Raw genomic sequence first — 19295 nt, 5'->3', positions numbered from 1 at the left:
GAAAAGGGTTGACGCAACAACTAAGCCGGCATCAACCCCGGCTTGCACCAAACAGGACGGCTTGCTCTTGTGCCATCTCGAGCAAGGCATCGACGACCATTCTCACCTTCGGCTGGAGATAACGCGTGCGCGGCCAGATGACGTGTATGGGCATGGTTGCGCCTGCGTGGTCGTCCAGGACCGTAACCAATGCGCCACTGCGCAAGTGTTCGGAAACCAGCCAGGTGGGCAACTGGCAAAGTCCGCAGCCATCCAGGGTCGCACGTAGCATCATGTCACCATCGCCGAACTCATGGCGCACTCGCACTTCCTGCTCTTGCACCTCGCCTTTGGCATTGCTCAGCAACCACGTCATGCGCAGCCCCCTGCGCCAGGCAATGATGCAATCGCGCTCCAGCAAATCGGACGGGTGCCGGATCGGCGGGAATCGACTCAAATAGTCGGGCGCCGCACAGACCACCAGATGCTGCTCACCGAGCCGGCGCGCCACCAGCTCCGGATCATCCTTGAGATCGCCGATTCGTACCGCCAGATCAATGCCATCGTTGATCATGTCGACCGTCCGCTCACCGAAGGTCAAGGTCAGGTCGAGCTGCACGTATTGCCGCGCCAGGGCAATCAGCATCGGTGCGATATGCCGCCGTCCAAAGGCCGCCGGCAGATCAATCCGTAGACGTCCCTTCGGTTCGGCAACGCCGTTGAGGAAACTGCCTTCAACCCCCCGCAGCTCGTCCATCACCCGCAAGCAACTGGCGAGGTAAATCTCCCCCTCGCTGGTCAAGCTCAGTTTGCGCGTGGTGCGATGCAGCAGCTTGGTGCCGAGGCGTTTTTCCAGCCGGGTCACGCTCTTGCCCACCGCCGAACTGGTCACGCCCAGTTGCAACGCAGCCGCCGTGAAACTCCCGCATTGCGCAGCCAGGATGAACTCGGGGATGCCATCGAATTGAAGGGAATCCATCACTGGCTCCACTGACATGAAAAATTGATTCTATCCCGAGAGGATCAACTGAACGTATTTTTCACGGATTAATGGAATCAGCAGACTGGATTAAGGTAGCCGCACTTTTCAACGACCTTCCCCTGGAGGCCACCCTGAACACCGACTTGAACCGATTGCTCACGCTGGAAGCGATCAGGAACCTGCGACTGCGCTACTGCCATCACCTCGACGCCAACCGGATGGATGCGCTCGCGCAGTTGTTTACCGAAGACGCCATTTGCCAGGTTGATCGCGCCGGCTGGCGCGGGCGTGATGCCATCGCGCAGGGCTTGTCTGAAGCATTCTCGGCATTCGATCAGCAACAGCGTGGGGCGTATCCCTTCCTGCACGCGGTGTCGAATCACTGGATCGAGATCCTCGATGAAGACCGGGCCGAAGGCCGTTGCTACCTGATTGACTTCGCCACCCAGCGGGCGCCGGGCCAGAACCCTTTGCTGCTGCTTGGGCTGTACGCCGATGAGTATCGACGCGTGGACGGTCAATGGCTGATCAGCCGTACCCGCCTGGATGTGGTGTGGCCTGAACCCGATGTCGGCGGCGGCGATCCGGGCAACGGGCTGGTTCTGCCGTCCTGATTCATCCCCCCCTTCTCCCTCACTTGCAGAGTTTCTGATGCACCCATTATTCAAATCCTTTGATCTGGCCGGCACCCGGTTGGCCAACCGCGTGGTCATGGCCCCCATGACCCGGGCACGCGCCCTGAACGACATTCCGGATGAACACACGGTGCTCTACTACGCCCAGCGAGCCTCTGCCGGGTTGATCATCAGTGAAGGCATACCGATTTCCCGCGAGGGCTGTGGCTACCTGTTCAACCCCGGTCTCTATAGCGATGAACAGACCCAAGGCTGGCGCCGGGTCACTGATGCCGTACACGCCAAAGGCGGGCGAATCTTCGCGCAGCTGTGGCATGTGGGGCGCGTGTCCCATGTCTCACTGCAGCCGGAAGGCGCCGCGCCGGTGTCGTCGGTCGCTACCGTTGCCGCCCGCTCGAATGCCTATGCGTGGGTTGAAAAAGGCCAGCCAGGCCCCGTGCAAGCAAGCGTTCCGCGAGCATTGGGCACCTCTGAAGTCCAGCGCATCACTGCTGACTTCGTGAACGCCGCGCGCCGAGCGATAGAGGCAGGTTTTGACGGCATCGAATTGCACGGCGCCAACGGCTATCTCTTCGAACAATTCCTCAACGGTGCATTGAACAATCGCCAGGACAACTACGGCGGTTCCATCGCCAATCGCCAACGCTTGCTGCTCGAAACCCTCGATGCCTTGGCCACAGAAATCGGCAGTGCCCGGGTAGGCGTGCGACTGTCCCCGTTTGGCCGCCTTTTCGACATGCACCCCTACGCCGAAGAAGCCGAGACCTGGCTGAGCCTGGCTTCAGCACTCAACGACCGAGACCTGGCGTATGTGCATTTGAGTGATCAGCTGACGATTGGCGCAGAAGCGATTCCCGAGGGCTTCGCCAACCAGTTTCGCCAAGCGTACCAAGGCACGCTGATCGCTGCGGGAGGCTTCAACCGGGAGCTGGCGGAGGCTGCGCTGGAAACCGGCGACCTGGATTTGATCGCGTTTGGCCGCCCCTTCATTTCCAACCCCGACCTGGTCCAACGGATGCAAAACGGCTGGCCGATCGCTGAAGGGGATCGGAGTACTTTTTATGGCGTCAACGGCAGCCCAACCAAGGGCTATACCGATTACCCCGCCTACGGCGAGACGGTGGCGAATTAAGTAGCGTGAAAGCGCCTGGCACAGGGAGACCAGGCGCTACGCTGATAAGGATGCCTCGTTCCATAAAGCCTGAGAAAGCCCGAAGAAGTGTCGTCTATCTGGACGCAGTATCCATATAAGACCTTACCGCCGCGAGCCCAGGCTGACCTTCAACCGTTTGAACATCAAGCAACGTTCTATCCAGCCATTCGGGATGATCACCCAGCCATTTTTTTACCGCAGAGCGTGGGTCAAGGCCGCCATTGATCACGTAATCCATCATGGTGTTTTCGGCATCGATGGAAAACTCCAGGTTCTTCAGAAGCTGGCCAACGTTAGGGCATTCGTCCAGGTATCCCGTACGCACGTCGGTGCGCACCGACGATGCGCCGTAATTTGCTCCGTAGTACTTGTCGCCGCCGGACAAATATTCCAGTTCGATATTCTTGTTCATGGGGTGAGGTGCCCAACCCAGGAACACGATCCAGTCGTTCTTTCTGATCTGCCTGCCGACCTGGGTCAGCATGCCCTTCTCACTGGACTCAACCAGGCTCCAGCTTCCCAGGTTGTACGCGTTATCCGCGATAAGGTTCTGGATCGGTTTGTTTCCGCCCGGTTCTACGCCATAGATTTTCCCGCCAAATTTTGCCTTGTAAGTGTCCAGGTCTGCATAGCTTTTGACCCCTTGCTCATAGACGTATCGCGGAACCGCCAAGGTGAATTTTGCGCCCGTGAGGTTCACTCGCACGGTCTGGATCGACTTGTTGTCGTAGTAAGGCTGGGCCGCCTCGATCAACGCCGGGTCCCATGTTCCGAGGAACACGTCGATGCTCTTGCCTTCCATCGCCTTGTAGGCAATTCCCGTCGATAGCGTGATGACTTTCGGGGTGTAGCCCAGTCCTTCCAATACGGCGGTGGTCAAGGACGTCGTCAACGTGATGTCGGTCCATCCCACTTCTGCGAATTGAGGCGCGCGACACGCCGCCGGCTCCGCGGCGCCGGCAATCCCCTGGAATGTCATCAACAGCACGGCACAACCGATAGCACTGCTTTTCATACCGGATCCCCTTGCGATCTCTTGCTCTTGTTTTTAGGAGAACCAAGTGATAACTTTTTTTTCATTGAGTGTCCAATGAAAAAAAAGAGAAGCCCATGCCAAAGGTCGGAATGCAGGAAATCAGAAGAAAGCAGCTCGTCGAGGCAACGCTCGCCCTCATTGGCGAGCAAGGCATGGCGGGGACGAGCATGGCCCAGGTGAGCGCCCGCGCGGGGTTGGCCAACGGCATCGTCCACCACTATTTCTCGGACAAGAATGCGTTGCTCGAAGCCACCTTGAGAGAGCTGAACAAACGCATCAACGCCGAGATCTTTGCGCGCCTGCGACTGTCCACGACACCCGCTGAACGTGTTCTCGCGTTCGTGGACGGCAACGTCAGTGCCTTGAACCTGACGCGCGACAACGTCGCGGCCTGGCTCGCCTTCTGGGCCCAGGTACCGCAGTCCCCCAAATTGCAGCGGGTACAGAACATCGTGGCGCGCAGGAGCCACTCCTTACTGTTCCATGCCTTGGCAAAAAGCATGGACAAGGCCACAGCCCATTCCAGGGCGCAGATGATCGCGATCTTCATCGACGGTTTATGGTTGCGGGCTGCGGTCGATTGCAACCCGGACACGATCGATGATTCGCGTCGCCTGGCTTACGAGTTCCTCAACAACGCACTTGGTTATGATCTGGAGGCGTAAAAATGACACCTGAAGAGTTCAAGAGTCTTGATGCCGTGGGCCTCGTTCAACGGTTGAAGTCCGGTGAAGTCACTGCGCTGGAGCTGGTCAACCTGGCCGCCAGGGAAATTGAAATCCAGGACCCGGCCCTGGGCGCGGTCGTTGCAATCGATATCGAAGGCGCGCAGCGCGCGGCGCTGGATCCCAAGGCAGGACCCCTCTCAGGTGTACCGATCCTGATCAAGGACACCAATATCGATGTAAAAGGCTTTGCAACCCGGCACGGTTCGCGACTGTACGAAGATGCCGCACCCGCTCAGGTCGACAGTGAGTTTGTCAGCCGGTTGCGCAAGGCCGGGGCAATCATTCTCGGGAAAACCAAGACGCCCGAGTTCGCCGGAGACTTTGTCACAGAGCCTGAATGGCAAGGCCCTTGCCGAAATCCCAGGAACCCGCGGTACGCGTCTGGTGGATCAAGTGGAGGCTCGGCCTGTGCCGTGGGCGCAGGCATGGTGCCCGTTGCGCATGGCACCGACTGTGGCGGGTCGATCAGGGTTCCGGCTGCCGTTTGTGGTGTGGTCGGACTCAAGCCAAGCAGGGGACGCAACCCTGTGGGTCCGCATGTCGGCGAGTTTGTGGGTGGCCTTGATTGCGAGCATGTACTGACCAGGACCGTGCGCGATAGCGCATTGCTGCTGGATGTCCTGTCTGGCTATGAACCAGGCGCCCCTTATGCCGCTCCCCCCGCCCCGCCCTCCTGGCTCGAATGCCTGAAGACGAAGTCGCCACGCCTGAAAATCGCCTTTGCCTGTGCCCGTCCAGATGGCTCGAGTATCGATGAGGCCATCCACAAAGCGATGCTGAGTGCCGTGGATTTTTTAAGCAAAGACGGCCATGAATTACGCCCGTTCGATTGGCCGGACATGAGCCACGCCGGGGCAGCTGCCGCATTATTCTGGCAGATGGAAATCGAGGCTTTGATGGAGCACAAGGCCCAAACTCGCGGTTATCCGATCTCCGATAAAGATGTCGAATGGATTACCTATGAGTTTTACAAAAGCTCGACTCGAAGATCAGCATTGGATGTGCACCATGCACGTGCCACCCAGAACAAAGTGAGCCACGACATGGCCGATCGCTTCGCCAATATCGATGTCCTCATCACGCCAACAGTGGCGCTGGCTCCACCGTTGATTGGTGGTTTTGTCGCAACCGGGGAAAGGCATCTGGATGAGTGGTATAAAAACGCCTACGCATTTTCGCCCTTCACTGAAGTGTTCAACTTGACCGGCCAGCCCGCCATCAGCATCCCCGTTGGGATCATGGAGGGCGGCCTTCCCATCGGGATGCAGATCGTTGGCAAATTTGGTGATGAGGAAACCATTCTGAGGCTCGCAAGTGAAGTTGAAAGGAGCTTATTAGCGACGACCTCGTTTTAATGGGCAGGCACTTTTGCTTTTCCTCAATGGATGTTGTTGGCGTTAGCGGGACTGGCTGAATCGACCCACAGCTTTAGTGCCGGATTTGGTTGTTTGCCGCCCGTCGTGAAAGGCGGCATTCGGCCAGAGGCGGGCGGTCGTCGATGCTCTCGAACACCGCCACCAGGTTCTCGCCCTCTCGGTACAGCCGCCGCATGCACATTCATTCAGGCGCAGTCTCACCTCTAATGTCCATGGCCTGTTCATGCAGAGCGTCGATGAGGGTGCTGGCAACGGGGGTTCTCAGACCGTTACGCAGCAGGATGATGCCCACCGACGGTAACTCGATCGGCACTTCCAGCGCCAAGGTGTGACCCAGGCCTATGGACTCGAGGTAATGCGCGACCTCACTCGCGACGAAACAGACGCACCCTCTTTTCCTCATGAACGTCATCGTCACCAGAAAGGAAGAGGTTTCGATAATGTCAGCCGGGGGTTGCAGCTTATGTTTGTAGAACATCTGATTGAGCTTGACCCGCGAGGATGCCCACGCTGGGGGAACGACCCAGGGAAGCGCCGCCAGATCACGCCAGGTGGGTCGGGCCACTGTGGCAAGTGGATGATCGGCGGCGACGACAACCCTCATGGGGTCGGCGTATAACGCCTCTGTTTCAAGGTCCGGAGAGCTGTAGCCCGGCTCCAGTCGGCCCACGATGAAATCGAGCTCGCCTGTGCGCAGTCTCGGTAACAGGCGCGTGAGATCACCTTCCTCGATCGATACCGTCGTCTGCGGCGAGCTGACCTTGAGGCGGTCGACGGCGCCTACCAGCAATCCCGGTGTGGCGACCACCATTGCGCCGACGCGGATACGACCGGCTCCGCCACTGGCGACTGAAGCGATGTCGTCACAGGTACGATCAAAATCCACAAGCACCGAGCGCGCAAATCGGACAACCTGCTCGCCGTAGGCGGTCGGCCGAGTCCCTCGCGTAGAGCGGATGAACAGTTCAAGCCCGAACATCTTTTCAATTTCCGCCAGCGACTTGCTGACGGCCGGCTGGGTAAGCGACAGAAATTCCGCTGACCGCCCCAGATGGCGAAACTCATCCAGCGCGACGACGAGTTGCAAATGCTTGAGTTTGAGGTTGGAGCGCAAAACTCGATCGATATCACTCACCTGCTTTGTCTCCGGAAGAAGAAGCGTACATGTCGAAAAGGTTATGAAGTATGTCCACTTATTCATTGTTCAGCAATGTAGCGACGATTCAGTATCGAAGAACAAAAACAATGACCGGAGACAAGCAATGCGCACTCCAAGTACCACAAAACCACTAAGTGACGCCGTGGTGAATCAAGGCAAGAAATCCAACGCTCGTTGGGTTGTGGCAGGTCTGATGTGGTTTGCCATCGCCATCAACTATATCGATCGCACCGTTCTCTCAGTCGCAGCACCTGAGCTCATCAAAGAATTCAGCCTGACGCCCGAGATGATGGGTATCGTCTTATCTGCATTTTTCTGGTCCTACGCTCTGCTACAAATTCCTGCTGGCTGGGTGGCAGACAAATTCGGGCAAAAAATGGGCCTTGGCATCGCCGTAGGCTCATGGTCGCTCGCTACCGCCGCGACAGGGCTGGCGACTGGCTTTGCATCTTTGGTCGGATTACGAGTGGCACTCGGCGTCGGTGAAGCCGGCGCTTATCCGGCCAATGCCGGGATCGCGTCCAAGTGGTTCCCCGACAAGGAACGAGCAACCATTTCTGGGCTTTTTGACAGTGCCTCGAAATTCGGCGGTGCCGTGGCGATGCCGCTGATCGTGACATTGATGATGACTTTCGACTGGCGCATGACGTTTGCAATCGTGGGTCTGACCGGTCTCGTCTGGAGCCTGATCTGGTGGTGGTACTTCTCGGACACACCAGAGAAACACAGAAGCGCCAACGCAGCCGAGGTGGAATACATCCGGGGTGGTCAGACCCAGCAGCACGGCGTTGATACCACGATTGCGATGAAATGGTACGAACTGCTCAAGCACCGCAATATCTGGGCGATGTGCCTGGGCTTCTTCACCATCAACTACATCTCGTACTTCTTTATCACCTGGCTGCCCACGTACCTGGTGAAGGAACAGGGGATGGGCCTGCTTCAGATGGGTATGGTCGCCTCGCTCCCGCTGATCTGCGGCCTCTTCGCCGAGATCGCCGCCGGGTGGCTTTCCGACAGAGTGGTCCACAGTGGACGGCTGTCACTCACCGCGACACGCAAACTGTTTCTCATCGTGGGGCTGTCGATGGCGCTGTGCATTGGACTGGCTCCGTTGACCACGTCGGTTGGGCTCACTGTCCTCTTGCTGTGCATCGCTAAGGCCGGCACCACCGTCGCAGCTTCGCAGGTCTGGGCCCTGCCGGGTGACGTCGCGCCGAAGAACATGACCTCGACCGTGGCCGGACTGCAGAACATGGTTGCGAACTTCGGCGGCGTACTGGGGCCGGTGATCACCGGATTCATCGTGGCCTCGACAGGGTCGTTCAAAATGGCGCTGGTCTTCTCGTCCGTGCTTGGAATGCTGGGCATCCTGAACTACGCATTTCTGCTGAAGAAGGTCGAACCCATCGTCCCGTCCAAGCCGACCGAGCCTCAGCTCGCCACCGCATCCGCGCAGGTATTGAATGAACCCTATAGCCGCTGATGCCTGATGCGCCTACGCAGGGATGACATGACACCAGCGTTTCACCCTCTCCACAGCCGTAATCTGGACGCCAGGATTGTTTCATGACGACTACCACGACACACGCCACTCACAAACTGATACGTCTACACGCCAACGATAATGTCCTCGTCGCTCGCCAATTGATCGGCCTTGGAGACGAGCTGCCAGAACTGGGAGTACGCGTCCGGGCGCAAGTGCCGGGCGGACACAAGATCGCTGCGCAGGACATCATGGCCGGTGAACCCGTGCGTAAGTACGACACGATCATCGGTGTCGCTTCGCGCAATATCATCAAGGGCGAGCACGTTCATTCCCACAACATCGCACTCATCGATTTCGACCGAGACCCGGGCTTCTGTGAGGATGTGCGCCCGGTGGACTATGTAGCGCCCGATAAACGCGCGACCTTCATGGGCATCGTGCGAGCAGACGGCCGTGTTGCCACGCGCAACTTCATCGGAATCCTTTCGTCGGTCAACTGCTCGTCGACCGTGATCAAGAAGATCGCCGAACACTTCACGCCCGAGCGGCTCGCCGCCTACCCGAACGTCGATGGTGTCGTCGCGTTCGCCCAGACAAGCGGATGTGGCATGTCGTCCCCCAGTTATCATTTCGACGTGCTGCAGCGCACCATCGCCGGGTACGCCCGCCATCCCAATCTGGCGGCTGTACTGATCGTCGGACTGGGTTGTGAGCGAAACCAGGTGGCAAGCCTCGTCGACTCTCAGCACCTGGTGCCCGATCGCAATCTGCGCACGTTCGTGATGCAAGATACCGGCGGCACCCGTGCAACCATCGCTCAAGGCATTGCAGCGATCGAAGCGATGCTGCCCGAAGCCAACGCGGTCAAGCGCGTACCGGTCAGTGCAGCCCACCTGAAGATCGGCCTGGAATGCGGTGGCTCCGATGGCTTTTCAGGCATCACCGCCAACCCGGCATTGGGGGCTGCAATGGACATTCTGGTGCGTCATGGCGGCACGGCCATTCTGTCCGAGACACCCGAGATCCACGGTGTGGAGTTCATGCTGACGCGACGTGCGATCAGTCCCGAGGTGGGCCAGAAGCTACTGGACCGCCTGGCCTGGTGGGAAGAATACACGCGAGGCCAGAATGGCCAGTTCAATGGCGTCGTAGGCCCCGGTAACCAGGCAGGTGGCCTGGCCAATATCTTCGAAAAATCGCTGGGCTCTGCCATGAAAGGCGGCACGACACCGTTGCAGGCGGTGTACGAGTACGCCGAGCCCATCGACAAGGCCGGGTTCGTGTTCATGGATTCACCAGGCTATGACCCTGTGGCCGCAACCGGCCAGATCGCCAGCGGTGCCAACCTCATTTGCTTCACCACGGGACGGGGCTCGATGTTCGGGAGCAAGCCGGCGCCCACCCTCAAACTCGCCAGCAACACGCCGATGTTCACCCGCCTGGAAGAGGACATGGACATTAATTGCGGCCTCATTCTTGACGGTGAGCTGTCGGTTGAGCAGATGGGTGAACGCATCTTCGAGCACATCCTTGAGGCCGCTTCAGGCGCCTCGACCAAGAGCGAATTGTTGGGGCTTGGAGATCACGAGTTCGTGCCCTGGCACCTGGGCATCGTCAGCTGATCCAACCCGTTTTCACCTATTCAAGGAACCTCGGCATGAGCCTGAAACTGACCCGCACCGACCTGATTCGAACGCAGAATTTCATTGGTGGCCGTTGGTGCACCAGAGATCCGGAGGCGCTGCTGTCTGTCACCAACCCGGCCGACGACAGCTATATCGCCCAAGTACCCGACAGCAACGCCATTGACGCCCGTGAAGCCGTGGATGCCGCTCATTCGGCCTTCGCAACCTGGCGCGCCACCCCGGCCAAACAGCGCGCGCAACTGATCAAACGCTGGAACGATCTGATTCTTGAGCACCAGGAAGATCTGGGCAGGCTGATCTCACTGGAGCAGGGAAAACCCCTCGCAGAGGGGCGCGGCGAAGTGGTCTACGCCGCCAGCTATGTCGAGTGGTTTGCCGAGGAGGCGACGCGCTCATATGGCGATGTGATCCCGGCGCCGGTCGCAGGTCGCCGCATGACTGCAATCAAGGAACCTGTTGGCGTGGTCGCTGCGATCACGCCCTGGAATTTTCCGGCGGCGATGATTGCCCGCAAGATCGCTCCAGCACTGGCAGCAGGTTGCACCGTCGTCTGCAAGCCGGCCGAAGACACGCCACTCACGTCCCTTGCGCTTGTGCGCCTGGCTGAGGAAGCAGGCTTTCCGGCAGGAACGCTGAACATCGTCACCGCCTCTCGGGAACGTACACCTGAAGTGGTAGACGCCTGGCTGGCTGATTCACGGGTGCGCAAGATCACCTTTACCGGGTCGACGCCTGTGGGCAAGCACCTGGCCCGAATGTCGGCCGACACATTGAAAAAGTGCTCGCTTGAACTGGGTGGTAATGCCCCCTTCATTGTTTTTGACGATGCGGACCTCGACGCTGCGGTGGACGGCCTGATGGTGTCCAAGTTTCGCAATGGCGGTCAGACCTGTGTATGCCCCAACCGGATCTATGTACAGAGCGCTGTGCACGACCAATTCGTTGAAAAGCTGGTGGCGAGGGTCAGCGCGCTGAAAGTCGGGCCAGCCTCCCATGGCGATTCTCAGATCGGTCCGATGATCAATGCGCGAGCCGTCGACAAGATCGCTCGCCATGTGGATGACGCTGTTTCAAAAGGCGCAGAAATCGCCACGGGCGGTCGACGCATCCGCGAGGGTGTCGCAGACGGGCCGAACTACTACGCGCCCACTGTGTTGATCAATGCGACCGCGCAAATGGAGCTCTGCAATGAAGAGACGTTCGGCCCCGTCGCACCGATTTTCCGCTTCACGACTGAGGCACAAGTGATCGAACTGGCCAACGACACGCCATTCGGGTTGGCGGCGTACTTTTACACCCAGGACGTCAAACGCGTCTGGCGCGTGGCCGAGGCCCTGGAGTCGGGCATCGTGGGCATCAACGAAGGCGCCCTCGCCGCAGAGGCTGCACCGTTCGGGGGAGTCAAGGAGTCGGGTTATGGCCGGGAGGGTTCACGCTACGGCCTGGAGGACTACATGCATATCAAATACCTGTGTCAGGGCGGCCTGAACTAGTTCCGACAAACACAACAGAGGAGTACAGGCAATCATGGGAAATCCGTTCAAGACCGCGCTTTCGCGAGGCGACAAGGTCATCGGCCTCTGGCTTTCACTGGCCAATGCCTACAGCGCCGAAATTTGCGCCACCGCAGGCTTCCAGTGGTTGCTGATCGACGGTGAACATGCGCCAAATGACGTGCGCAGCACACTTGCACAGTTGCAGGCCGTTGCGCCTTATCCGGCCCATCCAGTGGCACGCACCGTCGATGGCAATCCGGCAATGATCAAACAGATGCTCGACATCGGCGTTCAAACGTTGCTCGTACCAATGGTCGATACCGCCGAACAGGCCATCGCTCTGGCAGCCGCTACCCGCTACCCGCCGCAAGGCACAAGAGGCGTGGGAGCAGCGGCGGCACGTGCCTCGCGCTGGGGAGGCTACACGGACTACCTGGAGACGGCCAACGACGATGTCTGCTTATTGGTGCAGGCTGAATCCAGGGTTGCACTCGAGAACCTTGAAGCCATCTGCGCCGTCGAAGGCGTGCACGGCATTTTCATTGGGCCGGCTGATCTGGCCGCCTCAATGGGGCATCGTGGGCATCCTGAGCACCCTGAAGTGCAGCAGGCGATCGATAAAGCCATACGCACCATCGTTGCCAGTGGCAAAGCCGCTGGCACTTTGACAGGCGATGCCAAACTCGCAAGGCACTACCTTGAACTGGGGGCCAGCTTCGTCGCAGTAGGGCTCGATCTGACGCTGCTGGCACGGGCGACCCGCGGATTGGCCAACGACTTCGGTCTCGGCGCTTTATCGGCCCCCCCTGCAAGTAGCGCCTCACCCTACTGACTGCTCAGGGAAAGCTGCTCCATCAAGCCGCGGCATGGGTGGGTTGCTACCACGCCGCGCCCTGGAGGCAATGTCACCCAGTCCGCCACAGTACTTCGCCTTTCACCAGAGAGGTGAATCGATCGATGAGCAGTGCTGGTTCACTTGAGTCAATACAGCCTCCCCCGCGAAATGCCTCGCCAGATTATCAAACGTCAGATCCAGCATCGCCTGAACTGTCGCATCAGTAGTACTGGCCATATGCGGTGTCAGCACCACATTGGGCAACTCCAGCAATGCCTGGGAAACGTTCGGTTCATCGCCAAACACATCGAGCCCCGCCGCGAGAATCCTGCGCTCGCGCAAGGCCTCGACAAGGGCCTTTTCGTCGACGATGGTGCCGCGCGCGACATTGATCAATACACCGCTGGGACCAAGCGCTGCCAGCACGGCCGCGTTGATCATGCCGTGAGTGTCGGCGCCTGCGCTCGCGCACACCACCAGATAGTCGACACTCGCTGCCAGTGCCTGCACATCGTTGCACCAGCGATAGGGCACGTCAGACTTTGGCGTGCGTCCCGTATAGGCAATGCTCATACCGAACGCCTGGGCCCGTAACGCCACGGCCCTGCCAATGCGGCCCAAACCGACGATGCCGATTCGCCCGCCGAACACCCGCGCCGTCATCGGATAGCGGCCGGCGGGCCATTCACCTCGTCGTACAAACTGGTCGGCGTTCAGCACCTGGCGGGCGGCACACAGCAACAGCGCGATGGCGAAATCTGCTATGTCGTCGGTGGACAGTCCAGGGGTATGGGTGACACAGACGTTGTGTTCGCGTGCGGCTTCAAGATCGATTCCGTCGTAACCGACACCCAGCACCGAGATGATTTCGAGCGCGGGCAGTCGAGCGATCAATGCACGGGGCACGCTGGATTCGGCCGTTGCCACAATGCCTCGCACAGTGGGCGCCAGTTCCCTGAGCCGCGTTTCGTCGAGAAGCGAACAGGCGTGGCAGTCGAAGTGCTCGCGCAGGCGGATGATGAAACTGTCGGGCAAGCGGGAAAGCAGTAACACAGTGGGCTTCATCGCGTGGTCATGTCTCGGCAAGGTTCGAAGTACCGGCGGCATGGACGTCTGCCATGCCGCCGCGCCTGGTGAGGGAGGCTTACTCGAGAACGCCTGGATCGCGCCGAATTTCCTCGCGAGCCATGGCTTCCCACAGGAAGGGGAATCCATTGGCATCGGTACGCGCTCCGGTGGCGAGCGCGACGCTGGCGGGCAAGGGGGCGCCGCCGCCGAGGGTTTCGACATGCCAGGCCAGGCGGCTGCGCCACTCCAGGGTGATGGCGCGCAAATGTGCCTGACGAATGCCGTTGGCCACCACCAACACGCCGTGGTTGGCGAGCAACGCCCATTTTTGTGCACCGAGAGCGTCCACGACGGCGCGGCCTCGTTCGGTGTCTTCAACGGTGCCCTGATACTCGTCGTAGAGCACCGGGTCCGTGTCGACAAGAGCGGACGTCTGGTCATAGATCGGTGGAACACGGCCGGCCGCCGACCACACCGATCCCCACTGCGGATGGTTGTGGATCACCACGCCAACATCATGCCGGGCAGTGTGAACATCAATGTGCAGGTTGATGGCCGGGGTGATGTTCCACTGCCCCTCGATTACCTTGCCTTGTTGGTCGAGGCGCACGATATCCGAGGCGGTCACTTCACCCCAGGTCAGTTCCCACGGGTTGGCCAGGTAGGTGCCGTCGTCCTGGCGAACGGTGATGTGGCCGGCGATGTGGTCGTTATAGCCTTCGCGATACAACACCCGACACAGCAACGCCACGCTCTGCTGGGGTGACAATGGGGGCAGCAGCGCATGGCGACCTGGCTTGGGCGCGAAGCGGGCCAGCAAATCCTTGTTCAGCGTATCCATCAACATGACTGTTTCCTCTTGAGCGACTGGCAATGAATTACCCGTGGAAAGACCCGCGAGCGAATACCGAGGTGCGCTGCATGCGCCGTTGGTGCGGTTGATAGTCCAGGATGGCGTTGTGGAGCACGCTGCGGTTGTCCCAGAGCACCATGTCGCCGACGCGCCAGCGATGGCGGAAACCGAATTGCACGTGTTGGCAATGCGCATGCAGGTAGGCAAGGATGGCGTCGCCCTCGGGGACCGCCAGGCCGTCGATGTGGGTGGTGTAGGTGGGGCTCAGGTACAGCGCCTTGCGACCTGTCAGCGGGTGTTGAATAACCAGCGGATGCAGGTGCCGTCGGTTCGCCTTGATGACCTCGACATAGCGCTCGTGCGTGACCACGTTTTGCCGCAGCGCGGTCGTCATGGGGCCGTTCATGTCATGCCAGGCGCTGAGGCCTTCGAGGTAGTGCTTCATGCGCTCGGACAGCGCGTCGTAGGCCGTGGTCATGCTGATCCAGCAGGTGTCGCCGCCACAGGGCGGCAGGATCTGCGCGTGAGTCATGGTGACAATCGGCGGGCTGGGCAGGAAGCTCTCGTCGTGGTGCCACATATCCGCTCGATCGCCCAACTTGGAATCGATCACGGTGATCTGCTCAAAGCCCTCACCCAGGTTGGGGTAGAAGGTGTGTACTTCCGGCTCACCGAAATACCGTGCAATCGCCAGATGTTGCTCAGGTCTCAGCCCTGGGACGTGCAGTACCAAGGCTTCATGCTTGATGAGTGCGGCCTCGAGCGCCGCCAGCGTTTCTGGCAAAACGACTGAAGCCGGATCCAGGTCAAGCACTTCGGCACCCAGGCTGGGGCCAAGGGGCCGGACGGTGAAAGATGACGACATGGGCAATCTCCCGGTAGGGTTTGAACAGGGCGCATCACTACGCGTTTGGACGATGTCTGATCGACGAAAACGATCATACTCAGGTCGAGACAGCCGGAATATTCGCATTCCACAAGCGCCGAAAGTCGCTATTAACTAATTGATTTAATTGATAAATATTGAATTTTCAGTGCCATGAGAAATGCCTCACTCGGATTCCCATGAACAAAAAAGGCGTTGAAACCAGCATGGCCCCACCGTCTTCGCCGGAGCAGCTTCCCGCGTTACGCAAGCGGCCGACCCAGTCACGCTCCCGCGCGCTGGTCGATGCCGTGGAGCAGGCGTGCCTGCGGATTCTGGACGAGGCCGGCGAGCAGGCGCTGACCGTCGCCCGCATCGCGGAAGTATCTGGAGTTGCCGTTGGCTCGATCTACCAGTATTTCCCCAACAAGGACGCGATCGTCGCCCTGCTCTACGAGCGTGTTCTCGACGAGGAATCGGAGGAGCTGCTGAGGGTGCGCGAACGGCTGGTGGGCGTGCCCTTGAAATCGGCACTGCGCGAGATCCTGGCCAACATCATTCGTGTCGAAACACGCCTGTTCAAATTGAACAAGGCCTTTCACTTGCGTTACCACTGCGCCCTTCACCTGGGAATGTGGCGCGGCCCGTACCGCACGACAGGTGAGTTCATCGAAGCGACCTGGCTGCCGCTCCTGCATCTGTACGAACATGAGATCACCACGCAGCACCCCGCCTTGGCGGCTTACTTGCTCGGGCAGGGGCTGCGCAGTGTCATCCGTTCGGTATTGGAGGATATGCCGGCACAGCTGGAGGATCCGGCCTTGCTCGACAGCCTGGTTGCCATGGCTATCGGTTGCCTGCGTCCATCCGCACTCGGCTGACGCAACCACGAACCCTACGAAGACCGGTAATCAACCTGATGCCGCGCAATACGTGAGTTCCCCAACTCCCCTTTCACCCGCAGATGCTCGGGATGGGAAGCGTAGGCGTCCAGGGCTTCCCGGGAATCGAATTCACTGTAGAGCACCACATCGCACGCATAGTCGATACGACTGAAATCCACACCCACCTCGATTTTCAGAAGCCCGGGAATCAGCCCGGCAAGTCCTTCGAAACGCTCCTTGAGGAACAGGCAGGCCTGCTTGTGTTCCTCGGCCGTCTTGCCCTCCACTTTCCACATTACGATGTGCTTGATCATCGCGCTCCCCTTGCAGTGTCGGTCATGCCTGCCATTTCAAACCTTGCTCTTCTGATAAACATCCACAAATACCGCCGCCAGCAACACGGCGCCCTTGATCATCTGCTGATAGTCGATACCGATGCCCATGATCGACATGCCGTTGTTGAGTACACCCATGATGAAGGCGCCGATCACCACGCCGACGACCTTGCCAACCCCGCCAGACGCCGAGGCGCCCCCGATGAACACCGCCGCGATCACATCCAGTTCGAAGCCGGAGCCCCCGCGTGGTGTGGCGCTGTTGAGCCGGGCGACGAAAATCAGACCCGCCACTGCTGCAAGCACGCCCATGTTGACGAAGGCAAAGAAGGTCACCCGCGACGTGTTGATCCCCGACAACTTGGCGGCTTTCAAATTGCCACCCACGGCGTAGATCCAGCGACCGATCACGGTACGGTTCATGATGAAGGTGTACACGCCGATCAACACGCTCATGATCACCAGCACCGTGGGGATGCCGCGATACGTCGAGAGCAGGTAGCAGAAGTACACGATGAGTGCCGTGATCACGCCATTCTTCAGCGCGAACAGGGCCATGGGGGCGACGTTGCCGCCGCTCTTGAGCGTACGCCTGCGACTACGGTATTCGACCACCCAGAACGCGGCGGCGACGGCAATGCCCACCAACAGCGAGGTAATACGCAGGTGTTCATTGGCGAAGATGTCCGGGATAAAACCCGAGCTGATCGCCGAGAAAGCCGGCGGGAACGGACCGATCGACTGCCCCTGGGAGATCGCGATGGTCGCGCCACGAAAGATCAGCATGCCGGCCAGGGTGACAATGAAAGACGGCATGCCCCAGACCGCGACCCAATAGCCCTGCGCCGCACCAATCAGCGCGCCGGTGGCCAGGCAGATGATCGTGACGGTGAAGAAGTCCATTCGATACTGGACCATCAGCACGGCGGCAATCGCTCCGATCACGCCGACCACCGAACCGACCGACAGATCGATGTGACCGCAGACGATCACCATTAACATGCCCAGCGCCATGACCACGATGTAGCTGTTCTGCAACAACAGGTTGGTCAGGTTGAGCGGCTGCATCAGCGCCCCGCCGGTGGCCACCTGGAAGAAAACCATGATGACGATCAACGAGGCCAGAAGACCGTATTCCCGAGCGCCACGCTTGATTGACGTGAGCGCCGTTGGTTTGGATGTGAGAGGTACGCTGACTTCGCTCACTGGATCACCTCATTTTTCATGATTGCGTGCATGATTTTTTCCTGCGATGCCTGTGCGATTGGAAACTCGCCGACAAAGCGCCCTTCGTTCATCACATAAATCCGGTCGCAGGTCCCCAGCAACTCGGGCATTTCCGAGGAGATCATCACGACCCCCCTGCCCTCGCTGACGACTTGATTGACCACGCCGTAAATCTCGTACTTGGCCCCCACATCGATGCCGCGGGTGGGCTCGTCGAGAATCAACACCTTGGGATCGGAAAACAGCCACTTGCCCAGCACGACCTTCTGCTGGTTGCCGCCCGACAGCTTGTCCACCGACTGCAATACATCCGGGGTGCGAATGCGCAGGCGCGCTTGGTAGTCGACGGCCACTTTGGTCTCGGCCAGTTCGTTCATCACCCAGCGTTTGGACACGGCAGCCAGATTGGCCATGCTGGTGTTGCGCGTGATGCTCTCGCCCAACACCAGGCCCGCGCCCTTGCGGTCTTCGGTGGCGTACGCCAGGCCTTGATCGATGGCCTTGCGCACCGTGCCGAGGTCGACTTCCCGTCCTTCCAGGCGAGCCTTGCCGCGAATGTTGGTGCCGTAGGTGCGGCCAAACACACTCATGGCGAATTCGGTACGGCCTGAGCCCATCAACCCTGCGATGCCGACCACCTCGCCACGCCGCACATGGAAATTGATATTGCGAATGCGGTCACGACCAGGACGCTCGGGGTCGCCCACCGACCAGCCTTCGACTTCGAACAGCGTGTCGCCGATCTCGCTGACGCGGGACGGGTAGCGATCCGACAACTCGCGACCGACCATGGAGCGGATGACCCGAGCTTCATCGATGGGCTCGGCGCGGCAGTCGATGACGTCGACGGTGCTGCCGTCGCGAATCACCGTGATCTCGTCGGCCACGCGGCCAATTTCGTTGAGCTTGTGCGAGATGATGATCGAGGTGATGCCCCGTGCCTTGAGTTCAAGCATCAGCTTGAGCAAGGTGTCGCTGTCTTTTTCGTTGAGGCTGGCGGTGGGCTCGTCAAGGATCAGCAGGCGCACGTCCTTGGCCAGCGCCTTGGCGATTTCCACCATCTGCTGCTGGCCGATGCCGAGTTTGCCCACCAGTGTCTGGGGGCTTGCATCAAGGCCAACACGAGCGAGCAAATCACGGGCCCGTCGGTGCGCCTGGTTCCAGTCGATTACGCCATGCCGGGCGATCTCATTGCCGAGAAACAGGTTCTCGGTGATCGACAGCATCGGCACCAGAGCCAGCTCCTGGTGAATGATGCAAATGCCCAGCGCCTCACTGTCGCGCAATCCCTGGAAGATTCTTGGCGAACCATCGAAGACAATTTCACCGGCGTAGCTGCCATGGGGATAGACGCCGCTGAGGATCTTCATCAGGGTCGATTTGCCGGCACCGTTTTCACCGCAGATCGCATGGATTTCGCCATCGCCGACCTTGAGGTTGACCCGGCTGAGCGCCTTCACAGGGCCGAAGCTCTTCTGGATATCACGCATATCGAGAATGGTTTTTGTCATTTTCTCTCTCCTGCCAGCACGCACCAAACAGCGGATCG

Annotated in this window: 18 protein-coding genes; 9 read left to right on the top strand and 9 right to left on the bottom strand. The window is 59.5% G+C overall.

The genetic code is table 11. From position 1 onward, the window contains the following. Positions 1-31 precede the first annotated feature (31 nt). Entirely contained in the window at positions 32-958 is a 927-nt protein-coding gene (locus OH720_RS09565; protein WP_272605389.1) for a LysR family transcriptional regulator, read from the bottom strand. 146 nt (positions 959-1104) lie between these two features. On the opposite strand from OH720_RS09565, the gene OH720_RS09560 reads away from it, so the two are divergent. Both OH720_RS09560 and OH720_RS09555 read left to right on the top strand, forming a co-directional pair. Continuing rightward, a complete protein-coding gene (locus OH720_RS09560; RefSeq protein ID WP_272605388.1) occupies positions 1105-1575 on the top strand; it encodes a nuclear transport factor 2 family protein in 471 nt (156 codons plus the stop codon). A gap of 37 nt (positions 1576-1612) precedes the next feature. Beyond that, a complete protein-coding gene (locus OH720_RS09555) occupies positions 1613-2728 on the top strand; it encodes an alkene reductase (protein ID WP_272605387.1) in 1116 nt (371 codons plus the stop codon). Between the two features lie 94 nt (positions 2729-2822). Here the strand turns inward: OH720_RS09555 and choX are convergent, their stop codons facing one another. Next, positions 2823-3764 (bottom strand): choline ABC transporter substrate-binding protein, encoded by a 942-nt coding sequence (gene choX, locus OH720_RS09550; protein ID WP_272605386.1) that lies wholly within the window; start codon positions 3762-3764, stop codon positions 2823-2825. Positions 3765-3859: 95 nt separating this feature from the next. On the opposite strand from choX, the gene betI reads away from it, so the two are divergent. Next, positions 3860-4450 (top strand): transcriptional regulator BetI, encoded by a 591-nt coding sequence (gene betI, locus OH720_RS09545; RefSeq protein WP_180205166.1) that lies wholly within the window; start codon positions 3860-3862, stop codon positions 4448-4450. Positions 4451-4452: 2 nt separating this feature from the next. Continuing rightward, a complete protein-coding gene (locus OH720_RS09540; RefSeq protein WP_272605385.1) occupies positions 4453-5868 on the top strand; it encodes an amidase in 1416 nt (471 codons plus the stop codon). A 202-nt stretch (positions 5869-6070) separates the two neighbouring features. Here OH720_RS09540 and OH720_RS09535 read toward each other — a convergent pair whose 3' ends face one another. Next, complete coding sequence (locus OH720_RS09535; protein ID WP_272605384.1) at positions 6071-7024, bottom strand: LysR substrate-binding domain-containing protein; 954 nt, start codon at positions 7022-7024, stop codon at positions 6071-6073. A 127-nt stretch (positions 7025-7151) separates the two neighbouring features. Here OH720_RS09535 and OH720_RS09530 point away from each other — a divergent pair, with 127 nt between their 5' ends. From OH720_RS09530 to hpaI, 4 genes are all read left to right on the top strand, one after another. Then, positions 7152-8534, top strand: a complete 1383-nt coding sequence (locus tag OH720_RS09530; protein ID WP_272605383.1) for an MFS transporter — start codon at positions 7152-7154, stop codon at positions 8532-8534. A gap of 83 nt (positions 8535-8617) precedes the next feature. Then, a complete protein-coding gene (locus OH720_RS09525; protein ID WP_272605382.1) occupies positions 8618-10159 on the top strand; it encodes a UxaA family hydrolase in 1542 nt (513 codons plus the stop codon). Positions 10160-10194: 35 nt separating this feature from the next. After that, a complete protein-coding gene (locus OH720_RS09520; RefSeq protein ID WP_272605381.1) occupies positions 10195-11676 on the top strand; it encodes an NAD-dependent succinate-semialdehyde dehydrogenase in 1482 nt (493 codons plus the stop codon). 34 nt (positions 11677-11710) lie between these two features. Continuing rightward, a complete protein-coding gene (gene hpaI, locus OH720_RS09515) occupies positions 11711-12511 on the top strand; it encodes a 4-hydroxy-2-oxoheptanedioate aldolase (RefSeq protein WP_272605380.1) in 801 nt (266 codons plus the stop codon). 102 nt (positions 12512-12613) lie between these two features. Here hpaI and OH720_RS09510 read toward each other — a convergent pair whose 3' ends face one another. From OH720_RS09510 to OH720_RS09500, 3 genes are all read right to left on the bottom strand, one after another. Continuing rightward, positions 12614-13579 carry a 2-hydroxyacid dehydrogenase gene (locus OH720_RS09510; RefSeq protein ID WP_272605379.1) on the bottom strand — a complete coding sequence of 322 codons (966 nt, stop codon included), beginning with the start codon at positions 13577-13579 and terminating at the stop codon, positions 12614-12616. A 79-nt stretch (positions 13580-13658) separates the two neighbouring features. Beyond that, a complete protein-coding gene (locus OH720_RS09505) occupies positions 13659-14429 on the bottom strand; it encodes a class II aldolase/adducin family protein (RefSeq protein ID WP_272605378.1) in 771 nt (256 codons plus the stop codon). A 31-nt stretch (positions 14430-14460) separates the two neighbouring features. Then, the gene (locus OH720_RS09500; RefSeq protein WP_272605377.1) at positions 14461-15300 is read right to left on the bottom strand and encodes a TauD/TfdA dioxygenase family protein; all 840 of its coding nucleotides are present in this window, start codon (positions 15298-15300) and stop codon (positions 14461-14463) included. Between the two features lie 200 nt (positions 15301-15500). Here OH720_RS09500 and OH720_RS09495 point away from each other — a divergent pair, with 200 nt between their 5' ends. Continuing rightward, positions 15501-16181, top strand: a complete 681-nt coding sequence (locus OH720_RS09495; RefSeq protein WP_272605376.1) for a TetR/AcrR family transcriptional regulator — start codon at positions 15501-15503, stop codon at positions 16179-16181. 14 nt (positions 16182-16195) lie between these two features. On the opposite strand, the gene OH720_RS09490 is transcribed toward OH720_RS09495, so the two are convergent. Genes OH720_RS09490 through mmsA form a run of 3 tightly spaced genes read right to left on the bottom strand, consistent with a single transcriptional unit; the run spans position 16196 to position 19257 of the window. Beyond that, the gene (locus tag OH720_RS09490; RefSeq protein WP_272605375.1) at positions 16196-16498 is read right to left on the bottom strand and encodes a Dabb family protein; all 303 of its coding nucleotides are present in this window, start codon (positions 16496-16498) and stop codon (positions 16196-16198) included. Positions 16499-16534: 36 nt separating this feature from the next. Further along, positions 16535-17725, bottom strand: coding sequence for a multiple monosaccharide ABC transporter permease (gene mmsB / locus OH720_RS09485; protein WP_272605374.1), 1191 nt, complete (start codon positions 17723-17725; stop codon positions 16535-16537). Then, positions 17722-19257: a multiple monosaccharide ABC transporter ATP-binding protein gene (mmsA, locus tag OH720_RS09480; RefSeq protein ID WP_272605373.1), complete on the bottom strand. Its 1536-nt coding sequence runs from the start codon at positions 19255-19257 to the stop codon at positions 17722-17724. The genes mmsB and mmsA overlap by 4 nt, the downstream gene beginning before the upstream one ends. Positions 19258-19295: the final 38 nt, after the last annotated feature.

The organism is Pseudomonas sp. WJP1, from assembly GCF_028471945.1.
GTDB lineage: Bacteria > Pseudomonadota > Gammaproteobacteria > Pseudomonadales > Pseudomonadaceae > Aquipseudomonas.
The sequence above is the reverse complement of the archived record's forward strand: the minus strand, read 5'-3'. Positions and strand labels throughout refer to the sequence as shown.

Bases quoted from the DNA above. Each gene is read 5' to 3' on its own strand.
- OH720_RS09540 (WP_272605385.1), top strand. From the start codon at position 4,453: ATGACACCTGAAGAGTTCAAGAGTCTTGATGCCGTGGGCCTCGTTCAA.
- betI (WP_180205166.1), top strand. From the start codon at position 3,860: ATGCCAAAGGTCGGAATGCAGGAAATCAGAAGAAAGCAGCTCGTCGAG.
- OH720_RS09555 (WP_272605387.1), top strand. From the start codon at position 1,613: ATGCACCCATTATTCAAATCCTTTGATCTGGCCGGCACCCGGTTGGCC.
- hpaI (WP_272605380.1), top strand. From the start codon at position 11,711: ATGGGAAATCCGTTCAAGACCGCGCTTTCGCGAGGCGACAAGGTCATC.
- OH720_RS09565 (WP_272605389.1), bottom strand. From the start codon at position 958: ATGGATTCCCTTCAATTCGATGGCATCCCCGAGTTCATCCTGGCTGCG.
- OH720_RS09525 (WP_272605382.1), top strand. From the start codon at position 8,618: ATGACGACTACCACGACACACGCCACTCACAAACTGATACGTCTACAC.
- OH720_RS09520 (WP_272605381.1), top strand. From the start codon at position 10,195: ATGAGCCTGAAACTGACCCGCACCGACCTGATTCGAACGCAGAATTTC.
- OH720_RS09495 (WP_272605376.1), top strand. From the start codon at position 15,501: ATGAACAAAAAAGGCGTTGAAACCAGCATGGCCCCACCGTCTTCGCCG.
- OH720_RS09500 (WP_272605377.1), bottom strand. From the start codon at position 15,300: ATGTCGTCATCTTTCACCGTCCGGCCCCTTGGCCCCAGCCTGGGTGCC.
- OH720_RS09530 (WP_272605383.1), top strand. From the start codon at position 7,152: ATGCGCACTCCAAGTACCACAAAACCACTAAGTGACGCCGTGGTGAAT.
- choX (WP_272605386.1), bottom strand. From the start codon at position 3,764: ATGAAAAGCAGTGCTATCGGTTGTGCCGTGCTGTTGATGACATTCCAG.
- mmsA (WP_272605373.1), bottom strand. From the start codon at position 19,257: ATGACAAAAACCATTCTCGATATGCGTGATATCCAGAAGAGCTTCGGC.
- OH720_RS09510 (WP_272605379.1), bottom strand. From the start codon at position 13,579: ATGAAGCCCACTGTGTTACTGCTTTCCCGCTTGCCCGACAGTTTCATC.
- OH720_RS09505 (WP_272605378.1), bottom strand. From the start codon at position 14,429: ATGTTGATGGATACGCTGAACAAGGATTTGCTGGCCCGCTTCGCGCCC.
- OH720_RS09490 (WP_272605375.1), bottom strand. From the start codon at position 16,498: ATGATCAAGCACATCGTAATGTGGAAAGTGGAGGGCAAGACGGCCGAG.